Source organism: Flavobacterium sp. 21.1 (assembly GCF_057801535.1).
Genome location: NZ_JBYNXA010000002.1, coordinates 341,817 through 362,736 on the forward strand (window position 1 = coordinate 341,817; position 20,920 = coordinate 362,736).

17 protein-coding genes and 1 tRNA gene are annotated in these 20,920 nt (G+C 34.9%); 8 read left to right on the forward strand and 10 right to left on the reverse strand.

Annotated elements, in window-relative coordinates; all coding sequences use genetic code 11:
* The first annotated feature begins 4 nt into the window (after positions 1-4).
* The 3 genes from ftsZ to AC3E9U_RS04930 all read left to right on the forward strand — a co-directional run bounded on the left by ftsZ (position 5) and on the right by AC3E9U_RS04930 (position 2,808).
* On the forward strand, positions 5-2,017 hold the full coding sequence (ftsZ, locus tag AC3E9U_RS04920; protein WP_488745797.1) for a cell division protein FtsZ: 2,013 nt from the start codon (positions 5-7) through the stop codon (positions 2,015-2,017).
* 176 nt (positions 2,018-2,193) lie between these two features.
* Positions 2,194-2,643 carry a GatB/YqeY domain-containing protein gene (locus tag AC3E9U_RS04925; RefSeq protein ID WP_488745798.1) on the forward strand — a complete coding sequence of 150 codons (450 nt, stop codon included), beginning with the start codon at positions 2,194-2,196 and terminating at the stop codon, positions 2,641-2,643.
* A 91-nt stretch (positions 2,644-2,734) separates the two neighbouring features.
* Positions 2,735-2,808 (forward strand) — tRNA-Arg (locus AC3E9U_RS04930).
* A 104-nt stretch (positions 2,809-2,912) separates the two neighbouring features.
* Here the strand turns inward: AC3E9U_RS04930 and AC3E9U_RS04935 are convergent.
* The 9 genes from AC3E9U_RS04935 to AC3E9U_RS04975 form a co-directional block, all read right to left on the reverse strand.
* Positions 2,913-4,742 (reverse strand): P-loop NTPase fold protein, encoded by a 1,830-nt coding sequence (locus AC3E9U_RS04935; protein WP_488745799.1) that lies wholly within the window; start codon positions 4,740-4,742, stop codon positions 2,913-2,915.
* 92 nt (positions 4,743-4,834) lie between these two features.
* A complete protein-coding gene (locus tag AC3E9U_RS04940) occupies positions 4,835-6,391 on the reverse strand; it encodes a tetratricopeptide repeat protein (RefSeq protein WP_488745800.1) in 1,557 nt (518 codons plus the stop codon).
* A complete protein-coding gene (locus AC3E9U_RS04945) occupies positions 6,384-7,445 on the reverse strand; it encodes a protein kinase domain-containing protein (protein WP_488745801.1) in 1,062 nt (353 codons plus the stop codon). The genes AC3E9U_RS04940 and AC3E9U_RS04945 overlap by 8 nt, the downstream gene beginning before the upstream one ends.
* A 118-nt stretch (positions 7,446-7,563) precedes the next feature.
* Positions 7,564-8,193, reverse strand: a complete 630-nt coding sequence (locus AC3E9U_RS04950) for a hypothetical protein (RefSeq protein WP_488745802.1) — start codon at positions 8,191-8,193, stop codon at positions 7,564-7,566.
* A gap of 5 nt (positions 8,194-8,198) precedes the next feature.
* Positions 8,199-8,669, reverse strand: a complete 471-nt coding sequence (locus AC3E9U_RS04955) for a hypothetical protein (RefSeq protein WP_488745803.1) — start codon at positions 8,667-8,669, stop codon at positions 8,199-8,201.
* Between the two features lie 432 nt (positions 8,670-9,101).
* On the reverse strand, positions 9,102-9,992 hold the full coding sequence (locus AC3E9U_RS04960) for a hypothetical protein (RefSeq protein ID WP_488745804.1): 891 nt from the start codon (positions 9,990-9,992) through the stop codon (positions 9,102-9,104).
* 192 nt (positions 9,993-10,184) lie between these two features.
* Positions 10,185-10,454 (reverse strand): helix-turn-helix domain-containing protein, encoded by a 270-nt coding sequence (locus tag AC3E9U_RS04965; protein ID WP_488745805.1) that lies wholly within the window; start codon positions 10,452-10,454, stop codon positions 10,185-10,187.
* Between the two features lie 108 nt (positions 10,455-10,562).
* On the reverse strand, positions 10,563-11,309 hold the full coding sequence (locus AC3E9U_RS04970) for a hypothetical protein (protein ID WP_488745806.1): 747 nt from the start codon (positions 11,307-11,309) through the stop codon (positions 10,563-10,565).
* A 13-nt stretch (positions 11,310-11,322) separates the two neighbouring features.
* Positions 11,323-12,681 (reverse strand): site-specific integrase, encoded by a 1,359-nt coding sequence (locus tag AC3E9U_RS04975; protein ID WP_488745807.1) that lies wholly within the window; start codon positions 12,679-12,681, stop codon positions 11,323-11,325.
* Between the two features lie 421 nt (positions 12,682-13,102).
* On the opposite strand from AC3E9U_RS04975, the gene AC3E9U_RS04980 reads away from it, so the two are divergent.
* From AC3E9U_RS04980 to AC3E9U_RS05000, 5 genes are all read left to right on the forward strand, one after another.
* Positions 13,103-13,912, forward strand: coding sequence for a zinc-dependent peptidase (locus tag AC3E9U_RS04980; protein ID WP_488745808.1), 810 nt, complete (start codon positions 13,103-13,105; stop codon positions 13,910-13,912).
* 108 nt (positions 13,913-14,020) lie between these two features.
* Positions 14,021-15,079, forward strand: a complete 1,059-nt coding sequence (locus AC3E9U_RS04985) for an efflux RND transporter periplasmic adaptor subunit (RefSeq protein WP_488745809.1) — start codon at positions 14,021-14,023, stop codon at positions 15,077-15,079.
* 16 nt (positions 15,080-15,095) lie between these two features.
* On the forward strand, positions 15,096-18,182 hold the full coding sequence (locus tag AC3E9U_RS04990; protein WP_488745810.1) for an efflux RND transporter permease subunit: 3,087 nt from the start codon (positions 15,096-15,098) through the stop codon (positions 18,180-18,182).
* The gene (locus AC3E9U_RS04995; protein ID WP_488745811.1) at positions 18,172-19,479 is read left to right on the forward strand and encodes a TolC family protein; all 1,308 of its coding nucleotides are present in this window, start codon (positions 18,172-18,174) and stop codon (positions 19,477-19,479) included. The genes AC3E9U_RS04990 and AC3E9U_RS04995 overlap by 11 nt, the downstream gene beginning before the upstream one ends.
* A gap of 71 nt (positions 19,480-19,550) precedes the next feature.
* Entirely contained in the window at positions 19,551-19,973 is a 423-nt protein-coding gene (locus AC3E9U_RS05000; RefSeq protein WP_488745812.1) for a CBS domain-containing protein, read from the forward strand.
* A 30-nt stretch (positions 19,974-20,003) separates the two neighbouring features.
* On the opposite strand, the gene rpe is transcribed toward AC3E9U_RS05000, so the two are convergent.
* Positions 20,004-20,669, reverse strand: coding sequence for a ribulose-phosphate 3-epimerase (gene rpe / locus AC3E9U_RS05005; protein WP_488745813.1), 666 nt, complete (start codon positions 20,667-20,669; stop codon positions 20,004-20,006).
* Between the last annotated feature and the right edge of the window lie 251 nt (positions 20,670-20,920).

Below are 20,920 nucleotides of genomic sequence, written 5' to 3' on the forward strand. Positions count from 1 at the left end.
CAGTATGGAAAGCAATTCAGATTTTGGAAGCATCTCATTTGATTTACCAAAAAATCAATCAAATGTGATTAAAGTTATTGGTGTAGGTGGAGGTGGTAGTAATGCCATCAATCACATGTTTAAACAAGGGATTAAAGGAGTAGACTTTATTGTTTGTAATACCGATTCACAGGCGTTGCAAAACAGTGCGGTACCAAATAAAATCCAGTTGGGCGTTAATTTGACGGAAGGTCTTGGGGCAGGTGCAAATCCTGAAGTAGGACAGCAATCCGCTTTGGAAAGCATCGAGGAAATTGAAAAAATGTTGGATGTCAACACTAAAATGGTATTCATTACGGCAGGTATGGGTGGTGGAACTGGAACAGGAGCTGCTCCGGTTATTGCCCAGTTGGCAAAGGAAAGGGATATTTTGACTGTAGGGATTGTTACCATTCCGTTCCAATTTGAAGGTAAAGTTCGTCAGGACCAAGCGTTATCTGGTGTTGAGAGACTTAGAAAACAAGTGGATTCCTTAATCGTTATCAATAATAATAAGTTAAGAGAAGTTTACGGTAACCTTGGTTTTAAGGCCGGATTCTCTAAGGCTGACGAGGTTTTAGCAACAGCTTCACGCGGTATTGCGGAGGTAATTACGCACCACTATACGCAAAATATCGACTTGAAAGATGCTAAAACTGTATTGTCTAACAGTGGAACAGCAATTATGGGTTCGGCAACGGCATCCGGTGAAAACCGTGCAAAAGATGCTATTATCAATGCATTGGATTCTCCATTGTTGAATGATAATAAGATTACAGGCGCTAAAAACGTATTGTTGCTTATCGTTTCGGGAACAAATGAAATTACCATTGACGAGATCGGTGAAATCAACGATCATATTCAGACAGAGGCAGGTTTCAATGCTAACATTATTATGGGGGTTGGTGAAGACGAATCATTAGGAGATGCAGTAGCGGTGACTATCATCGCGACAGGCTTTAACGTGGAACAACAGGCAGAAATTGTAAATACAGAGCCAAAGAAAATTATTCACACTTTAGAAGGTGAGCAAAAATTGGTTCAGGATTTAACTCAGAAACCGATTGTGCCGTCATTTGATTTTTCAATCCCGACAGAACAGCCAAAAGCTGAGCCGGTTGTAGCGGAAGTTACGCCTGCAGTTGAGGAAAAGGTTGTATTTACGTTGGAAGAGGAGGTGGAAGTTGTTGAAGTAAAAAAGCCGATGGCAGAAGTGGATTTAATTCCGACTTCTGAATTCATCAATAACTTAGACGTATTTTTCGAAATCGTTTCCCCGGCCGTAGAACAGCCAAAATTTGAAATTAAAGACGTTCGAGAAATAGAGGTTTTCGGTGCAGAGATTGTAAGACCGGAAATTATTAAATCTGAGATTGAGCAAGTTCAGGAGCAAATTACTTTTTCTTTTGATCTGACTAACGGCGGTGTTTCTACCAACGATGACCGTATGGTTTTTGACCTGACGGAAGAAACCCGTGAAATGAAGGTTAACGAACCGGTTCAGGTAGTTCCTGTAACGGAAGTAAATCAGTCAGGTGTGATTCGTTATTCTTTGGATGATTACATGGAAAAAGAAAACGAGTTGGCTAATTCAAAACCGGTAGTGGAAGAAGTGAAAGAAGAGCCAATTCCGGCTGAGTTGAACTTCACCATGAAAAAGACGGAAGAAGCTCCGGTAGCGACAATTCCGACTCCGGCGCCAGTACAAACGCAAGCACATTACGACGAAATTTCTCCGGTAGAAATGACTATTGAAGAAACATTGCGTATGCGTGCTGAAGAGCGCAAAAGAAAAATGAAGGAGTTCAATTATAAATTCAACAACAGCGCAACCCGTGTTAATGAATTGGAAAAAGAACCGGCTTATAAAAGAATGGGAGTGGATTTGAACTCGGCTTCCATCGATAACAGTAAATCCCGCATGTCTTTGGGAATGGATAGTAACGACGATATTCAGTTGCGTTCCAACAATTCCTTCCTTCATGATAATGTGGACTAACTAACCTTTTTTGAGAAACCTTTAACCCGAAGCAGTAATGTTTCGGGTTATTTTTTTATCTTCGCATAGCAAAATAAAAATGAGTTTTGTCCTGCTGGTTTTAGAGAAAAGATTTAGGGATAAGTCTTTGAATTTTAGGATCAAAGTCGGATAATCGAATAAATAGATACAGAAATATGAGTTTAGCAACAAAAATCATGGACGAAATGAAAACCGCCATGAAAGCAAAAGATACAGTAGCTTTGGAAGCTTTACGTGCGATAAAATCAGAATTGTTATTAGCGCAGACCGCTTCAGGCTCAAAAGAAGAAATCTCGGAAGCAGAAGAGATCAAATTATTGCAAAGACTTGTAAAAATGCGTAAGGACAGTGCAGCTATCTTTACAACTCAGAACCGTCCTGATTTAGCAGAACCGGAATTGGCTCAGGTAGCAGTAATCGAGAAGTTCCTGCCGGCTCAGCTTTCTGAAGCGGAAGTAGAAGCGATAGTGGCAAAAATCATTGCGGAAACCGGAGCATCAGGAATTGCGTCTATGGGTAAAGTGATGGGATTGGCTACTGCGGAGTTGGGTGGAACCGCTGAAGGAAAAACCATTTCTGCTATCGTAAAAAAATTATTGGCATAAAATAGAATATAGAGAATAGAACAAAGAGAATAGACTTAAGAAGTTTGAAACAGTCTTTTTTCTATTTTCTTTGTTCTATTCTCTAAATACCGGCCTCGTAGTTCAACTGGATAGAATATCAGATTTCGGCTCTGAGGGTTGGGGGTTCGAACCCCTCCGAGGTCACTAAAAAAGTCTGTTTATAAGACTTTTCAGAGCTTTTAGTTAACATTTAGTTAACCGCTTAAAAAAATGCCCTTAATTATTAATTCAAGGGCATTTTTATTCTGTTATTTGAGTTTCGTACAAACTTCTTTTATCGTTTCTGATAACTCTTTAAAAAGTAAGTCTTGAACTTGATAAACTTCTTTATCATTTAACTTTTCGATTATGAAAGAATTTAATTCATTTAAAAATTCAAAATCAGAACTTAAATAATCTTTAATATTGCTTGATGAATATCTACTGCCAAGTAAGTCATTGAGCTCTGACAATGTTTCGTTCTCAACAGATTCTAATATCTCAAACAATTTCTTTGGTACTAAAAGTTCAAATAACATTTTTTGTCCTTGATACTTATCAAAGATATCTTTAATCAATTCATGATTGTTTTCTGCAAGAGCAACTATTAATTGATTGACTTTGGTAGCTTCTTTTTTTGCTTCGATGGCATTATGAGCCTCTTTTATTAAATTAGAAATGATTGTGTCGTCTTTATCTCTTCCGAAATGAAAAATAGATTTGTAAAGTTTATTGTCGCTTTCCTCTCTTAATTTTGCAATTTGAATACCATCAGATAAAGCGCTTTGGATTTCTTGAATAGAAACTTGTATTAATTTGTTTTCAGAAAAAAAATTAAAAAAACTCGAAATTTGTAAATAATCATAGATGCTATATTTGCCCTCTTTTGAATATCCAAGAACCTCTTCAGAAAGCTTTGAAAATTCGTCGTTTTTCAAAACTCTAAAACCATAATTTAACAATTTTCTAAAAGCTAAAATTTCTTTTGGGATTACTACAGGATACCTTGATTTTAACTCGTCTGATAATTTTTCTTTGTCAAGATAACCAGTTAAAATGAATTGATATATCGAAGCATAAAAGTGATATTTGGTAATGTTATTTTGTAAATATTGTTCATGAAATATTTCTAATTCAGATTTAGGTTCTTCTTTTTCAGTTTCGTTAGTTACAAAATAACTGTTTTCTTTAGGTTTCGAGAAGTTGAACAAAGTGAATGCGGAATCTATGCCATCATATCCTTTAAAATCTTCATAATCATTTGAAGTCAATTTGCCAGCTTTAAATTCAATAGTCATAATTAAAGAGAATAATAAAACTTCATCAGTATAGTCAATATGATTTTTTAAAGTGGAATAGATTTTATTTAAACTTTCGAGGTAAAAAGCTATGTTTCTTAGGTTTTCTTCTTTGTATTCAGATAATAGACTAAGGATAAAATCACTCTTACTATGTAAAAATGTATAAAAATCTTTATCAGAGGTTTTATACTTTTCAATTATTAGAGGCAAAGTGTCCTTTAAACTATTTTTAAAATTGAGAATACGACCTACTACTTTTTCTTTTATTGAATTATAGTTTTCTTCTTTAATGTTTGCTATTTTACTTTCGTCCGATAAGAATACTACCTTTAAATTTTTGTGTTCAACAAAATCATTTACATATCCTAATACTTCTGATAAAGGCACTTTACAGCGCTCTAAATCATCAAAGCAGATAATTTTATTTGAAAACAAAGTTAAATCAATCTCGACGTCCTTAATGATGTTTTCAGGGTCAATACTCCATTTACCTTTAATTAACTCAAATAATATATTTTTTGTGAGATTACCTGCCGAGGCAGTTTTCTTTACATCTAACTTGTTTAAAAGGGGGATTAGTTTGATTTTTAATTGATAATCAAGAGTTTCAATTTTATTAATTCCATTCAGTGATAAATAAACTGGTGTTATATTCGCTTTTTCTGAAAGTTCAGTTAGTTTAGTTTTCCAAAAATATGTTTTGCCACTACCCCAAGAACCATTGATTAAAATGGCATAATTGGTTTTTTCAGTTGCCAAGTAATCTTCAAAAATGTCTTCAATGTATTTACTTTCCATAAATAAAGTTTCATATCAATGGGTTTATAAAAAACGGCTCTATTTCGAGCCGTGTAATTCAATTTGTGAAAATCTTAGTATGACTTCAAATGTTATTTTTTAGTTTTCTCATATAAATCTATAACATCTTTTTTCAATGTATTTATTTCAACATCTTTAGAGACTGGAATTTGGTTAACAGCCTCAATGAGTTGCTCGATATATTCTGAATCAATTAAAATTTCCTCTCTTGCATAATTCAGTATGGCTATCCAGTTCAATTCTCTATGATTTATAATTTTTGTTTGATCAATAGCATCCAAATACAACTTTCTGCCTATATCAATCATTCCTTTTCTGAAAAAAGCTAAACCTTGAGTAGCTGTTAAACATGCTTGTGTTATTTCATCATAGTCAGAAATATTTTTAATCTTATCCAATTCGATAAACGCATCATTAGGTCTGCCGTCAAGTGTTAATGAGTATGCCAAATTGTTTATTAGCATTGGGTCATTTGGATGACTAATAAGACCTGCATTTAAAAACGAAATGGCTTTTGATTGATCTTTTAAAATTGTGCTTGATAAATTTGACCCGAACATTACAGCTCTTTTTGAAAAGGGCATATCAACAAACCAATTTGCTGCATGTTCAAGGGAGTCTTCAAAATTACTATTGTGAAAACTATCCAGCGCCAATGCTTCAAAATTCATTTCAACTTTAAAATTGGATGGATTAATTTCTAATTGATTATCTTTTGTTGATGCCCATTCTAACTGTGCAAGGCTGTTATCATTTGGACTTATTAAAGATTTGTTGAAAAATTCACGACTTTTTTTTGTGCTTCCGTTTAAGAGTTCGACAGTACCAATACTACTTGCTAACTCTGTAAAGTTGAATGGGGAAATATTTTTTGAATTAATTAAATCAACCCCTTTTTTGATAAATTTTGAATTCCTTCCCCTAACTGTAGCAATTGAAATCTCAGTAGAAGTTAACCAAGGGTCATAAGGGGTTAAAGGGCTTTTTCTCAAAAAGTCATGGATGTAATCCAAATAATCATTATTATCACTCGCATAATGAATAAATAATCTTGTGGCGCATCTAAGAATAAACCTGTTGTTTGGAAATAGATGTAAGGCAACCCTCATAGCTTTTATAGCGCTGATTTCTTGACCTAAAATTGAATAATATCTCGATAACTCAACATAAACAATCGCGTTGTAAGGATTTATTTTGAGTAAACTTTTACTTTCTTTTATTTTTGATTTAATCTGTTCGATGTCAATGGACTCAGAAAGACTTTCAAGATTAATAACATTTAAAGAATTATAAATATTTTCCTTTGAGCCATTGTACAGTATTATATTAGCTAATGAGATTTGTGATTTTGAAGATTTATCTTTATTATCTAAAATAAATTTTGCGGCATCTAATACAAATTGATTATCCTTCTTATTGTTGACAATTCCAGCACTTAATAAATCTGCTGCATGAACAGTTGTTTTATTTAATTGCCAATCTATGATATATTCATCGATATTTGTTTTCGGTCTTACAAATGGCTGATCAATTTGAAATGAATTAAGTTCACCCAATACGGTGGTCTTTCCAAAACTTCTCCAGTTTGGAATTACTCTACGTTCTTTATGTTCAAAAAAATTAGCCAAATTGGAAGTTTTTTATTTTTAGTTCTGATTTTCTTTTTAATAAATCTAATGATGCAATAAACCTTTCCATATTGTAGTTATTGCCCCTTAAACTGATGTTTTTAGGGTGTCCTCTTTTTTCTGGGAAAGGGTTACATAAATATTTCACTAAAGTTACCAATTCATTTTTAATGTTAGGTCTATTTATATTTGATTCAAACTCAATTAATGCATTTGTAAATCCATTTTCAAGATATGGAATGATTTCTTCATAAGAACCCCTCCACAATTCCCAGCTAAAATTATCAGGGATATGTTTTCTTAATAGTGCTGTCATACTTATTCCGGCAAAATAAAAGGTAATTAAACTGCCTAATAAATAACAGTCAGTTGCAAATACCCTTTTTAACCAATCTCTTTCAAAATAACCATACATTAATTCAGGTGGAGCATAAGTCCAATCTCCTGTGAAAACTTCTCTATTGTAAGGACCATCTATATTTCTGCAAATAGACCTTCCTAAATCGCCAATTTTACTTTCACTATTTGAAAATGTAAGAACATTTGAAGGTTTTAAGTCTTGATGTGTTACCTCAATAGAATGTAATTGCTTTAATCCAACAGCAATATCATGTAGCGATTTAAATCTCATCGCATAATCAAGTTCTGAAGAGAATTCTAACTTTTTACGTATGTCACCTTCAGCAAGGTCAAAGATCAAATATGGAACAATTGATATCGGATAACCTACAACCAATTCTTCATCTGCCTCTCTAACAAATGAAACTTTATTTATACTATTGTTTTTGCAATGTTCTGATAAATCTCTTTCATATCTATAAGCTGTCAACATATCGTTCATTACATCAACGATTTTCTTCCCTTGCTCGGAAATACTTAGAAATTTGGAAAAATCAAAGGCTTTCATAAAACATGTTTCGCCTTCTTTTTCTACTAAATAGCAAACTGAAAAAAAAGAACCTGTTTGATTATCCGTCTTTTGTATTTTTTGCTTTACATGCCAACCTGTAGTAAGAGTTAGATTTAATAGATTATGTGCAGCATTATCACTCATAAGTATTTTTTAAAAGTATATTTTACGAATATAATGAATTTCATACATTTTAGTTGGTTAATCAGATTCAATTTGTATCATGGTTGAAATAAAAAAAAGGCTCAAATTTGAGCCTTTTTTAAAATGGTTGGTTTAAAGAAAACTTTTCGTTGAAGAGGTTGTAATAGTCAATTAAAACTTTAAAATGCTTCTGAAGCTTTTCTGTGCCGTTTGGGATATCAATTTCGGCATATTTGCCATCACGCTTATTGGTATATCTAATATTTAAACCAGTTTTATGCTCTAAGATGTACTTTATTAATGTTTTTACATTTTCATCTGCGATTAAATCTGATTTTTCAGAAATGCCACGGTTTACATCTCTTTTTGTTTCATCATCAATTGTTTTAAACACTACTCCTTTGCCGTATTTAACTTCTTTTCGAGTTCCAAATAAATAACTTACTTCATCAAAGAAAATCCAATCTCGGTCTTTATATTTATTAACTAAATGAATTGGTGTCATGTATTGCTTTCCGTCTTTTACATACATTCCGAAATAAATTTGAATATAAGTAACAGAGTAGGGGCTAATGGTAAAATCTTTTGAGACTAATGGGATTGGTTTTGATTTTATCCAGGAAATGTTTTCGTGATAATCATTTTCAACTTCAACTCCTTTTAGTTTTATTGGGTCTTCTTTTTTTTCTTGTGCAAATAGTGCTGTGGAAAATAAAGTTGACAAAGCAACGATGATAATTTTCTTCATGATTCTTAATTTAGATTGTTCTTAAAAAAGTTAATGTCTTTGATGTATTTAAAATTGTATTTTGTTGAAAAGCCAAGTGATACTTCAATTTCCCTTATTTGGCTTTGTTTGAAATAATTGATGTCATTTTCATTTAAAAGAATCAAATGTGCTTTTCTTTCATTGATACGATTTGAGATACTTGTAAAATTTACAAAATCAGTGCGGTCATCATTATAAGTAGTGAAGTAAAAATTAAAACTGACAATATCAGAGTTCTCATAATCATTTGTGTATAGTTCGTCATCAATGATTATTTCTAAAAAATTATAATTATCAATCTTTAATATTCGACCTTTAATTTCAATTAATTTTTTAGGAGAGAAATAGCCAATTGTGGTAAAATCGGTTATGGATGGGTTTGTAACGGAGTTTTGTCCTTGCATAGCACCATTCATGAAGAAAATAAGTGTAAATGCGAGAAATGTTTTTTTCATTTTTTATAGTTTTTGTTACCGTTCCTAATAACATTAAACAATAAAAAAAGCGTGGAACTTAATCTACTTCTGCTTTCGGAGGTACTGGCATACCTAAAAACTACAAAATAGACAAGCCCACGCCAGAGCGTGAGCATTATCCTATTATCCTTGTAGTTTTTTAGAAAGTTTTGCCAGTTTTCCGAAAACAAGAATAAAGACTAACGCTTTATTATATTTTAAAATTCAAATTTGTTCTATCTCATAGAGAAAATTACTTTATACAAGCAAATATAAGCTGTTTTCTTGGAAATTGTGTGCTGTTTGTAAGTTTAGTCTTGAACGTTCTTAAAAAGGAAGATTTGCTGTGTATTAGTAGAATATTTTGTGCAAACATAAAAGTAAACCTAAAATGAAGCTTTATTTGTAGGGTGTGGAAATTTACAGCATACATTAAGTGTCAAAATTCGTACCCTTTAAGGAATCTATTTTCTTTCCCATTATTTCGGTTAGTTGGTTTTGCATTTTAGCAGAGTTGTTTAATGTTAATTGTTGAAGTTGATTTCTATGTTTTCTATAAAGGCTGTCGCTTTTGTGTTTTATCATTTCTTTCCAATAAAGAGGGTTTTTATATTTCAATAACAATTTGCGGTCTGATTTTATTGTTTTGTCATAAAATAAGATGCTATTCCATTCTTTAATGATCATTTCTTTAAAGTTTTCGTAATCAAAATTTACTAAGTCGTTCAGGTTAAAAATTCCAAGTTTGTTCAATTTTTCCATTTTGGTGTATTTTATTTCAAAACGCATTATTTCATTATCAATTTTGTAGCCTTTACTTCTATAATGCAATGCTTTGTCATAAAGCTTTATAATATACTGGGTATGTCTTACTTGTTTGTAATTTCCTTCGTCTGAATGGTATTTGCGTTCAAATGTTTTTTTTGAATGTAGGAAACAGTAATCTAAAATCTCGTTTGTTGGTACGGGTGGAATGATATTTATTCCGATTTCTAAACACTTTATAATTGATTGTTCGGGGATTATGCCAAACTTTACTTTTAAGTCCGTTAATACCTCTATAAATGCCTTTTGGTCAAAATCATTGTAGTTGTGCATTCCCTCATTCCAATATTTATGTAGACTACCTTCAATAGTTACAGTTCCATTTTCATAGATTTTGAATTCCAAACTTCGGTAATATGCGTTTTTATAGGGCGTTTTTTTTGTTCCATTTCGATTTACATCTCTAATTTTTCCAGTTGTGTTGGTTTCCCCGAAAAACTCCAATAGAGGATTTGCTTCTAAAATAGAAGAAGTTAAGTTTTTTGGTATGATTTTCATGAAGTCTTTCAAAAAAAATGCCCTATTTGTTGAGTTTTTTATGGGTAAAATTTCTCCCTACGCGTGCGTGCGCGTATAGGTTGCGTATTTATGTACAGGTTAAGTAATGGTCTAAAAAAGTTAATCTTATGACCTGTGATGATGTGTTTTGAGAATGTCAGTTTAGTCCACTATTTAAAAGTGAAATACTTTTTAACCATTTAATCGATTAATGGCTTTTAGGACTTCGCTACGTTTGTATAGGACGCGCTTGCCTATGCCAAAACTTGTAAGACGCCCACTTTTAGTGTGCTTCCAGAGGGTTGTTTTGTTAATGTTAAGAAGTTTACAAACCTCATCTCGTGTTAAAAGTTCTTCTTGAGGTTGCTGTGGAGTGTTATTTTGTTGAGATTCAAGTAACGGTTTTAAGGCTTCTACCAATTGCTCGAGTGTAATACCGTTTAAGAAAATTTGTGTGCTCATTGTACTTACTTTTTTAATGAGTACAAGCATATTTAAGAAATAAGGGGGTAAAAAAGGGTGTTTTTAGGTATAAAAAAGGTATTTTTAGGTATTATGTATTTATTTGAATTATTTGCCTCTAAATTGCTGCTCAAGTGAACTTAAAGTTCCCATTTCTTCTTCAAATTTCTGTTCAGCCGTTTGGTATTTTTTAATTTCAATATCATAGTTGGTTTTTATGAATTCGGTATATTCGCGTTGCTTAAAATTAAAAGTATAGTTTGCTTTTTCGATTCTCTTCTTGAAGAAGTAGAATATGTTGATAAATTTGATTTTACCCTCTTTTTTATAATTTTCAACTAAATAGATAAAAAGATTAAACGAGTTTTTGCAAAAATGGTTAGCATCAAAATGGATACTATTGCCTGACTCATTATTTTTATCGGTAGAGCTTTCATTGTTTTTCTCAATAAATATACACTCCCATAATTCGTCAATATTTTTTTTAATTGACTTTAAATATTCTAAAGTTTGATTTGGTGCTGCAAATTTATGTTGAAGTGCCGCAAGGTCAGCTAATTTTGCACGCTTATCTTCTATTTCAGCAAATATTTCTATTTTGTCATATTCCTCTCCAGTTGGTTTAAATATAGCGTAATAGCCTTTCTCGTCATACCCCTGATATAAAACGTTTCCTTCTTTTCTTTCGTTAGGATATTGATATTTTGGGCTGTTTTTTAAGACATCTTTTTCCTCTCCTCTTACTTTATATTGTTCGTAAAGGGCATCGATATATTTGGCTCTTTTTTTTGGAGTGAGAACTTCGCGTCTATCACTATGGGGTGATATTATTATTTCGGCATTTACATTTTTCATTTAGGTGATAATTTTAATTTGCAACCGTTTTATGTATTACCTCCATTTGAGATGTTTTTTCTTTAGGCTTCAATCTATTAAAGTATTCAACCATTTGATAGGCATTGTCATAGGATGTTTTTCCTATGTATTGTAAAAACATACCTTCAGTTCCGTGGGCGGTTATTCTCATTAATACAGGTGTTGGAATGCGTCCATAAAAATTGGTTGCAAATGAGCGTCGACAAACATGTGAAGTTATTAAGTCGCATTTTCGATACATCCCTGAAACATTCAATTTTGTTTTTTCGGAAATAAGTTTTCCAGTTTTTTTTGAAACAACTTTTCTTCCGGTTTCTGTGGTTGTTGATTTACTGCCTTGAATCATATGAGTTAGTCCGGCAGCCTCACAAATATCTTTTATGTATTCGTTAAAACGTGCAATTGATATTTTATAAGGTAAGCCACTTTCAATTATTTCAAGGGCATCAGGTAATAATGGAATGGCAACCAGTTTTCCTGTTTTTTGTTGCTGAAGCTCTATTATTTTAATACCTTCTAACTCTTTTATGTTTTTATTGGTAATATTAAGTAGGTCGCCACCGCGTTGCCCTATTAAACAGCCAAGTAATAGCCATTTTCGAGCATTGATTAATGCTTCTCGAATTAAAGGAGCTTTTTTTATGAGCTCTTGCTCATCATCATTTAAAGTTATAATTTGTTCAGGGGGTTTACTTTCTGAAATCCCTTTGATATTTTTTATTTGTGTTGAGGTTTCAATGTCATTTTTATAGGCATCATTGCAAATTGTTTTAATATTTGCAATATTCTTACCAACATAATTTACAGAATAGTTTTTACTGAATAACCACGTTTTGAATTTCTCAACAAATAGCAAATTGATTTCTTTTATTAAAATACTCTTGCCATTAAAAGCTTCAGTCTCATAGCGCAGGATAGTCTCTTTGAATAGCTTTAGGTTTTGAATACGACCACTACTTAATCCAATTTCTTTTTTTTGATTTTGTTTGTATGGAGCTTCGTCTATAAATTTTTGAATATAATTTGTCAATACATCAAGTTCTATAACTTGTTTTTTGTTATTAAAAATATCTATTTGTTCTTGAAGCCAATCTCCATTGTGATCTATTCCGTTGCTAATAGAATTGTTGTAAGCATTCTCTATGTGAATAACCAATTTATCAAGTTTTGTTTTTAAAACTTTTAATTCGTCATTTTTTTGGATTGGTTGTGCTTTAGTTGTACTCCAGTCTTTTGGATTTATGACTAATCCAGTTTTGCGTTTTAATACTTTTTTTCTACTAATTGAAAATTGAGCATAAATATTTGCATTTTCACTTTTACTTTGAAGTAAGAAATTTATCTTTGCCATAACAAGGTAACTTATTTGAACAAACCAAATATAATATTTTTAGTTAACCATTAGTTAGCAAAAAGTGTATTTGAATAAATTTTAGTTAACCTGAATAAATTGTATTTTTTTAAAAGCTTCTGGAATTGATACATTTAAGTTTTTTTAAAAATAATGAAATCGAGGGGTTATGCCCCCTCCGAGGTCACGAATAAATAAGAACAACACAAAAATGTAAAGCTTGCTTTTAAATTTTTGTGTTTTTTTATTTTCAAAACGGAGCTTTGAGGGGAAGACTTTGTCAACCCCTCCGAGGTCACAAATAAAAAAGAAACAAAATGTTGGGTTTTGTTTCTTTTTTGTATTTTTAGGCGGTTCGTTAGAAATAATGGCTCTTGTATTTTAAACAAGTAAAAATAACTAAGCCCCAAAAATCTATAAATTGGAATTGTTAGAAACTTATCTTTTCGGTTTTGTTGCGTTTGTTTTTGTCGGATTGTTCCTTTTTAAGGTTTTCGAGAAAGCATACGTTGCCTATTTCAATAAACCTCTTTATATTCACTTTTATCCTTTTCTGAAGCGTTTAAAACGATCACAGCGTTCAATTTTAAAGAGTGAATTTGTTTTCTATAACAAGCTTACCCGAAAAGAAAAAAAGTATTTTGAACACCGTGTAGTGAATTTTATTGCCGAATATGAATTTGTAGGAAAATCAGGGTTGGTCGTGAATGATCAGATGAAGGTACATATCGCGGCTACTTCTACTATGCTGACTTTCGGCATGAAAAATTATCTCTATGATGTTTTTGAACATATATTGATTTATCCTGATGAATATTATTCTATCTCCACCGAAAAATATCATAAGGGGGAATTTAATCCCCTGGTTAAGGTAATTGCTTTTTCCTGGAAAGATTTTCAACAGGGATTCAGTATTCAAAATGACAACCATAATCTGGGACTTCACGAATTTGCCCATGCGCTTAACTTCCAGGCCATGAAAAGTTATAATACCAGCATGAATATATTTTCGGATATGTTTGATGATATCATGCGATATATCCATCATTTACCCAATGCAAAACGCTTGGTTGACTCTAACTATTTCCGCATTTATGCCTACACCAACAAATACGAATTTTTAGCCGTAGTACTCGAACATTTTTTTGAGAGCCCCGACCAATTCAAAAGAGAATTTCCCGAACTGTATCACAAAGTTGAATTGATGATCAACTTCAAAGGAGGGCGCTAAATTTTTGTTAAATACTGTCCTAAAGGGATGTTAAAAAAGAGATTAAGAAGTAGCTTTGTTTAAACCAAATCTTAGAATTGGAGTCCTAAAGTACATATCTTATATCTTATGAAACCCAAATACATCATTTACTTACTGCTCTCCGTCGTTTTGGGAGGGCTGATTTTTTACAGAATATCGCAAAATCAAGAAAAGGAAGGAAAAGGAAAAGAGAAAGGCGGAGATAAAAAACCGGCTAAAGTTACTGGTATCGTTCTGAAGCCCCGCATTTTTTCAGACAATCTTTCACTTTCCGGTTCGATTGACGCTAATGAGCAGGTGGAAATCCGAAGCGAAGTTTCCGGTATAGTTGAAAGCATCAATTTTGAAGAAGGAACAGTTGTTTCCAAAGGACAACAGCTTTTTAAAATCAATGATCTTGAACTTCGCGCCCAGTTGTCTCAGGCAAAGACAAAACAAACATTAGCTTCAGAGAACGAAAGAAGAGCACGCTTATTATTAGAAAAAGAAGCCATAAGCCAGGAAGAGTATGACATCGCGAGTGCCGATTTTCGTTCGGCTAAGGCACAAACGCAATTGATACAGGCCCAGATTGCCAAAACTTCCGTGAAAGCTCCTTTTGCGGGTAAAATCGGACTTCGTTCCATCTCAAAAGGAACCTACGCTACCCCGACCACAGTTATCGCAAACCTGGTAAATACCAATCAGGTGAAAATTACGTTCTCCATTCCTGAAAAATATGCTACACAAATGAAGATCAATACTGAACTGTCATTCACGGTAGCCGGTTCCACGGAAAGATTCATGGCTAAAATTTATGCCATCGAGCCAGGAATAGAAGTGGAAACCCGAACGTTAAAAATGAGAGCAATTGCCAATAATCCAAACGGTAAACTGATTCCGGGAACATTTGCCAGCATAGCCTTGCCGTTGGATAAAATTAATGACGCCATATTGGTGCCGACCGAAGCTTTGATTCCGGTTCAAAACGGTAAAAAAGTGTTTGTTTCAGTCGGAGGAAAAGCAAAAGAAGTAATGGTGGAAACGGGAGCCCGAACCGATAAAGAAGTTTTGGTGTTGTCCGGACTTAAAGCAGGAGATACTCTTTTAACCAGTGGCGTAATGATGCTGAAAGACGATTCCCCCGTAAAAGTGAATTTAAAGTAAGATAAAAATACAGATTATGAGTTTATCCACTTTAAGTATAAAAAGACCCGTACTTACGATTGTACTTAACCTATTGCTGATACTTTTCGGAATTATAGGGTATACTTTTCTGGGAGTACGTGAATTTCCGTCGATTGACCCGGCACAAATATCGGTGCAGACGAATTATTCCGGTGCGAATGCCGATATTATCGAATCACAGATTACAGAACCTTTAGAGAAGGCGGTGAATTCCATTGACGGAATCCGTAATATATCTTCTTCCAGCAGTCAGGGACGAAGTAATATCAATATCGAATTTGACCTTGATAAAAACCTGGAAGAGGCAGCTAATGATGTACGCGATAAAGTGTCTCAGGCGATTCGAAGTTTGCCTCAGGATATTGATGCGCCGCCGGTAGTTTCTAAAGCCGATGCGGATTCAGAGCCGATTATCACCATGACGGTGCAGAGTGATAATAAAAATGTTCTTGAGCTCACGGATTATGCCGATAATGTGCTTTCCCAACGTCTGCAAACTATTCCTGGCGTGAGTAGCGTTCAGATTTGGGGGCAGCGAAAATATGCTATGCGTTTATGGATTGATCCGGTAAAACTGGCTTCCTATGGCTGTACGGTGGCGGATGTACGTTCCGCACTGAACAAACAGAATGTGGAATTGCCATCAGGAAAATTAACAGGCGCCAATACAGAGCTTACGGTTAAAACTATAGGAAATATTTCTACCGAAGAAGGTTTCAATAATATTATCATTAAGGCAGAAGGAGACATAATTGTTCGTCTGAGCGATGTCGGTAAAGCTTCTTTGGAAGCGGAAAACCTGGAAACGAAATTGTCGGATTCCGGCCAGCCGATGGTTGGTTTGGCCATCATTCCACAGCCGGGGACAAACTATCTGGATATCGCTGAAAAATTCTACGAAAAATACGATCAGCTGAAGAAAGACCTGCCGAAAGACTTTAAATTGAATATAGCCGTTGACAATACCGTTTTTGTAAAGAAAGCGGTTTTGGAAGTTGCAGAAACATTAGGATTGTCAATTGTTCTTGTGGTATTGATCATCTATCTTTTCTTCAGGGATTGGGCGATTGCCTTTCGTCCGCTAATTGATATTCCGGTTTCCTTAATAGCTACTTTTTTCATCATGTACCTGTGCGGATTTTCGGTGAATGTATTGACATTGCTGGCCATCGTATTAGCGACAGGTTTAGTGGTGGACGACGGAATCGTGGTAACCGAAAATATTTTCAAAAAAGTAGAAGAGGGAATGACACCAATTGAAGCGGCTATTAAAGGTTCCAATGAAATCTTCTTTGCTGTAATTTCTATTTCGATCACGCTGGCAGCGGTTTTCTTGCCGGTGATTTTCCTGGAAGGATTTGTGGGAAGGTTGTTCCGTGAATTCGGAGTGGTAATTGGAGCCGCAGTATTGATTTCGGCATTCGTGTCGTTAACGCTAACGCCGATGCTAAATGCTTATCTGATGAAAGGCGGCGTTCAGAAAAAATCCAAAATGTATGATTTGACGGAACCGTTTTTTCAGAAAATGAATTCGTCCTATGCCGAAACACTGACGGCTTTTCTGAAGAAAAAGTGGTTGAGTTTTCCAATACTGATTGGTTGTTTCGGACTGATTTTTGTGTTTTTCAATGTACTACAGAAAGAAACGGCTCCGTACGATGACCGTAGTTTTATCAGCGTAAACGTAACGGCTCCGGAAGGTGCGTCTTATGATTACATGGATCGTTTCATGAGCGAGCTGACCGAGTTGGTAAACGATTCGATTCCGGAGAAAAAGGTGAGTTTGATTATTACATCTCCAGGATTTGGTTCTTCTTCTGTGAATTCAGGAAGGGCTAGAATTGCATTGGTTCAGCCGGAAGAAAGGAAAAAGACTCAGAAACAAATTGCCGAAGATCTGACCAAGTGGACCAAACAGTATTCTGAGGCGAAATTAAATGTTTCGGAATCACCAACAATTGCCGTAAATCGAAGAGGAGGAATGCCGATCCAGTTCGTAATTCAGGCGCCGAATTTTAAAAAACTGGAAGAGAAAATTCCGAAGTTTATGGAGGAAGTGGAAAATGATCCAACCTTCTCGAACTCAGATGTCAACCTAAAATTCAACAAACCTGAAATCTACGTTACCATCGACAGGGAAAAAGCACAAAGTCTTGGTGTTTCGGTAATCGATGTGGCGCAAACGTTACAGCTTTCTTTAAGCGGACAGCGTTTCGGTTATTTCATGATGAACGGAAAACAGTATCAGGTAATGGGGCAATTCGACAAAAAAGACCGAAATGCTCCGATGGATCTGACCTCGATTTTTGTAAAAAGTACGAATGGTCAGTTGATTCAGTTGGATAATCTGGTTACTGTCGAAGAGCAAAGCAGTCCACCACAGTTGTATCACAATAATCGTTATATGTCGGCGACGGTTTCTGCCGGTTTATCTCCGGGAAAAAGTATTGGAGACGGAATTGATGCAATGGAACGCATTAAAGAAAAAGTGCTGGACGACAGCTTTACCACCGATTTAAGTGGTGAATCGCGAGATTTTCAGGAGAGTAGTTCAAATACCTCTTTTGCGTTCGGATTGGCGTTGTTGCTGATATTTTTGATTTTAGCGGCACAGTTTGAGAGTTTTATCGATCCGTTCATAATAATTTTAACGGTTCCAATGGCGGTAGCAGGAGCGTTGTTCTCACTTTGGCTGTTTGGCCAAACCTGGAATATCTTCAGTCAGATCGGAACGGTGATGCTGATCGGACTAGTAACAAAGAACGGTATCTTAATTGTGGAATTTGCAAACCAGTTGAGGGAAGAGGGAAAATCAAAATATCAGGCGATAATAGAAGCTTCCGAATCGCGATTACGTCCTATTTTGATGACGAGTTTAGCAATTGCTTTGGGAGCCTTGCCTATTGCGTTGTCTTTGGGTGCTGCTTCAACTAGCCGAATTGGAATGGGTGTTGTAATTGTAGGCGGAACTTTATTCTCTTTATTGTTAACGTTATTCGTGATCCCTGCAGTTTATTTAATGTGGTCAAGGGAAAGAAAACACCGACCTGAATTTGATAATATTGAAGAATATGAAAAATAAGATACTGTTTCAAATCACATTTTTGTTAGTAGCTGTTTTTAACTGTTCTGCCCAAGAGGTCTTGACGGTTGAAGAGGCTGTGCAGATCGCTTTGAAGAACAATTATGATATTAAGATCGCTTCCAATGAATTGGAGGTAAGTAAAGAGAATAACAATATTGCCAATGCGGGAATGTTGCCTAAAATAGACGGAACATTTACGCAAAACAATAATGTCCAAAATACCAAACAAACCCAGTCGACGGGCGAGGTTCGTGAACTGAACAATGCTAAAAACAACAACATGACGTATGGTGCGAATTTAGGATGGACCGTTTTTGATGGCTTTAAGATGTTTGCCCGTTATGATCAGTTGCAAACTTTGGAAAAGCAAGGTGAGACACAATTAAAACTTACTGTTTTAACTAGAGTCAGTGATGTTATGACCACGTATTATGATTTAGTGAAACAGCAACAGTTGATACAAGCTTTAGATACCACTATCATGATTTCGAAACAACGCTTAAAGTTAGCTGAGAACCGTTTTTCAATTGGAAAGGCATCCAAACTGGAAGTGTTAAATGCAGAGGTTGATCTGAATCAGGATTTGTCTAATATTTTACTGTTGAAACAGGTTTTTCAGGTCACAAAAGTAAATCTAAACGAACTTCTGGCACGTGATATGGCAACCGATTTTAGCGTAGTGGAAGAAGTTCAGATCGACGATAACCTGCAGTTAAAGGATTTACAGGATTTAGTAGAGAAGCAGAACTTGCAACTGCAATTGGCTGTGATCAATAAAAGAGTAGCTGAACTGGATCTGAAACAGGTGCGTGCCGAGAGGTATCCGACCGTAAGGTTGAACACGGGTTACAATTTCAATAAGACAGAGTCGAGTCTGGGGTTTGTTTCGCAATCGCAAAGCAACGGATTTAATTACGGTGTATCAGCTACATTGAATATTTTTAATGGATTTCTACAGACGAAACACGAGAAAGTGGCCAAACTTCAGGTGGAAAACTCCAGTCTTTTTGTAGAACAGCAAAAACAAGTGGTCAGTTCCCAGTTGCATTCGACTTATCAAATGTATCTGACCAATGTGGCTTTGTCAAAATTGGAAGAACACAATGAAGCGATTGCTAAAAAGAACCTTGAGATTACCTTGGAGAAATTCAAATTAGGATCGATTCCGACTATCGAATTCAGAAATGCTCAGGAGAATTTTATCAATGTCAAGGCAAGAAATACCAGTGCTAAATTTCAGGCGAAAATTTCAGAAGTAATGCTGCAGGAGATTGCCGGAAATATCAAATTCTAATTTGCTGGGGATTTGCTATCTATTTTGTAACTTTATGATGGTAAATTATTCATTGTCAAAATAGTAAGATTATGAAAAAGCATGTCGACGTGTCAACCATTATGACGCAAAATATAGTAAAACTGAATTTGACCGATGATTTGACCAAAGCTGAAAGTTTGTTCAAAGAACATAAGATCCGTCATATTCCGGTGGTCAGTGGGAACAAGATTTTAGGCATTTTGAGTTATACGGATTTGCTTCGCATATCGTATGCAGACGCGGCCGATGAAGAGGACGAAGTGATCGATGTGACGGTTTACAATATGTTTACCATTGAACAAGTGATGAGCAAACGGCTGGTGAAAATTACTCCGGACACGACAATAAAGAAAGCAGCCGAGATATTGGCAAATAATGAATTCCATGCATTACCCGTTTGTGAAGGTGATTTGCTGGTGGGAATTGTAACGACAACTGATTTGATTCGATATCTTATCGAGCAGTACGAATAAAAAAAGGCGCCGATTTAGGCGCCTTTTTTATTATATTTCAGTGATTTTTTTCAGATTGGAAATGGTTGCGATCGGATCGTCAGCTTTGAAAACATAACTTCCGGCAACAAGAACATCTGCTCCTGCTTCTACCAGTTGTTTAGCGTTTTTATTGGTTACTCCACCGTCGATTTCGATTAACGTCGAAGCACCATTTCGGACAATGATTTCTTTCAGTTGTCTGATTTTTTTATACGTGTTTTCAATGAAAGATTGGCCTCCGAATCCGGGATTCACACTCATGATGCAAACCAAATCGATATCATTGATCAGATCTTCCAAAAGCGAAACGCTCGTATGTGGATTTAGTGCCACTCCCGCTTTCATTCCTTCCGCTTTGATGGCCTGAAGCGTTCTGTGTAAATGCGTGCTGGCCTCATAATGTACCACAAGAATGTCAGAACCTAATTCTTTAAATGTTTTGATGTAACGGTCCGGATCCACGATCATTAAGTGAACGTCGATGGTTTTTTTTGCATGTTTGTTGATTGCTTCCAAAACCGGCATTCCAAAAGAAATGTTCGGAACGAAAACACCGTCCATAATGTCAATGTGGAACCAATCGGCCTCACTTTGGTTGATCATTTCGACATCGCGTTGTAAATTGGCGAAATCGGCAGCAAGTACCGACGGTGCTATAATTGCTTGTTTACCCATTTTTTATGATTGTATTGTTGTGTTGTTGTGTTTGCTGGTGCAAAGATAGTATAAAAAGCAAAACTCCGGACACCCGAGCAATTTTGCGAACAGACTGGAGTTTTGATTGCTTAAAAAGCAAAACTCCGGAAACCCGAGCAATTTTGCGAACAGACTGGAGTTTTGATTGCTTAAAAAGCAAAACTCCGGTAATCAGCCGGAGTTTCAATCATCAATCAAAAAACGAACAGTTATTGAAACTGTTGTTATTT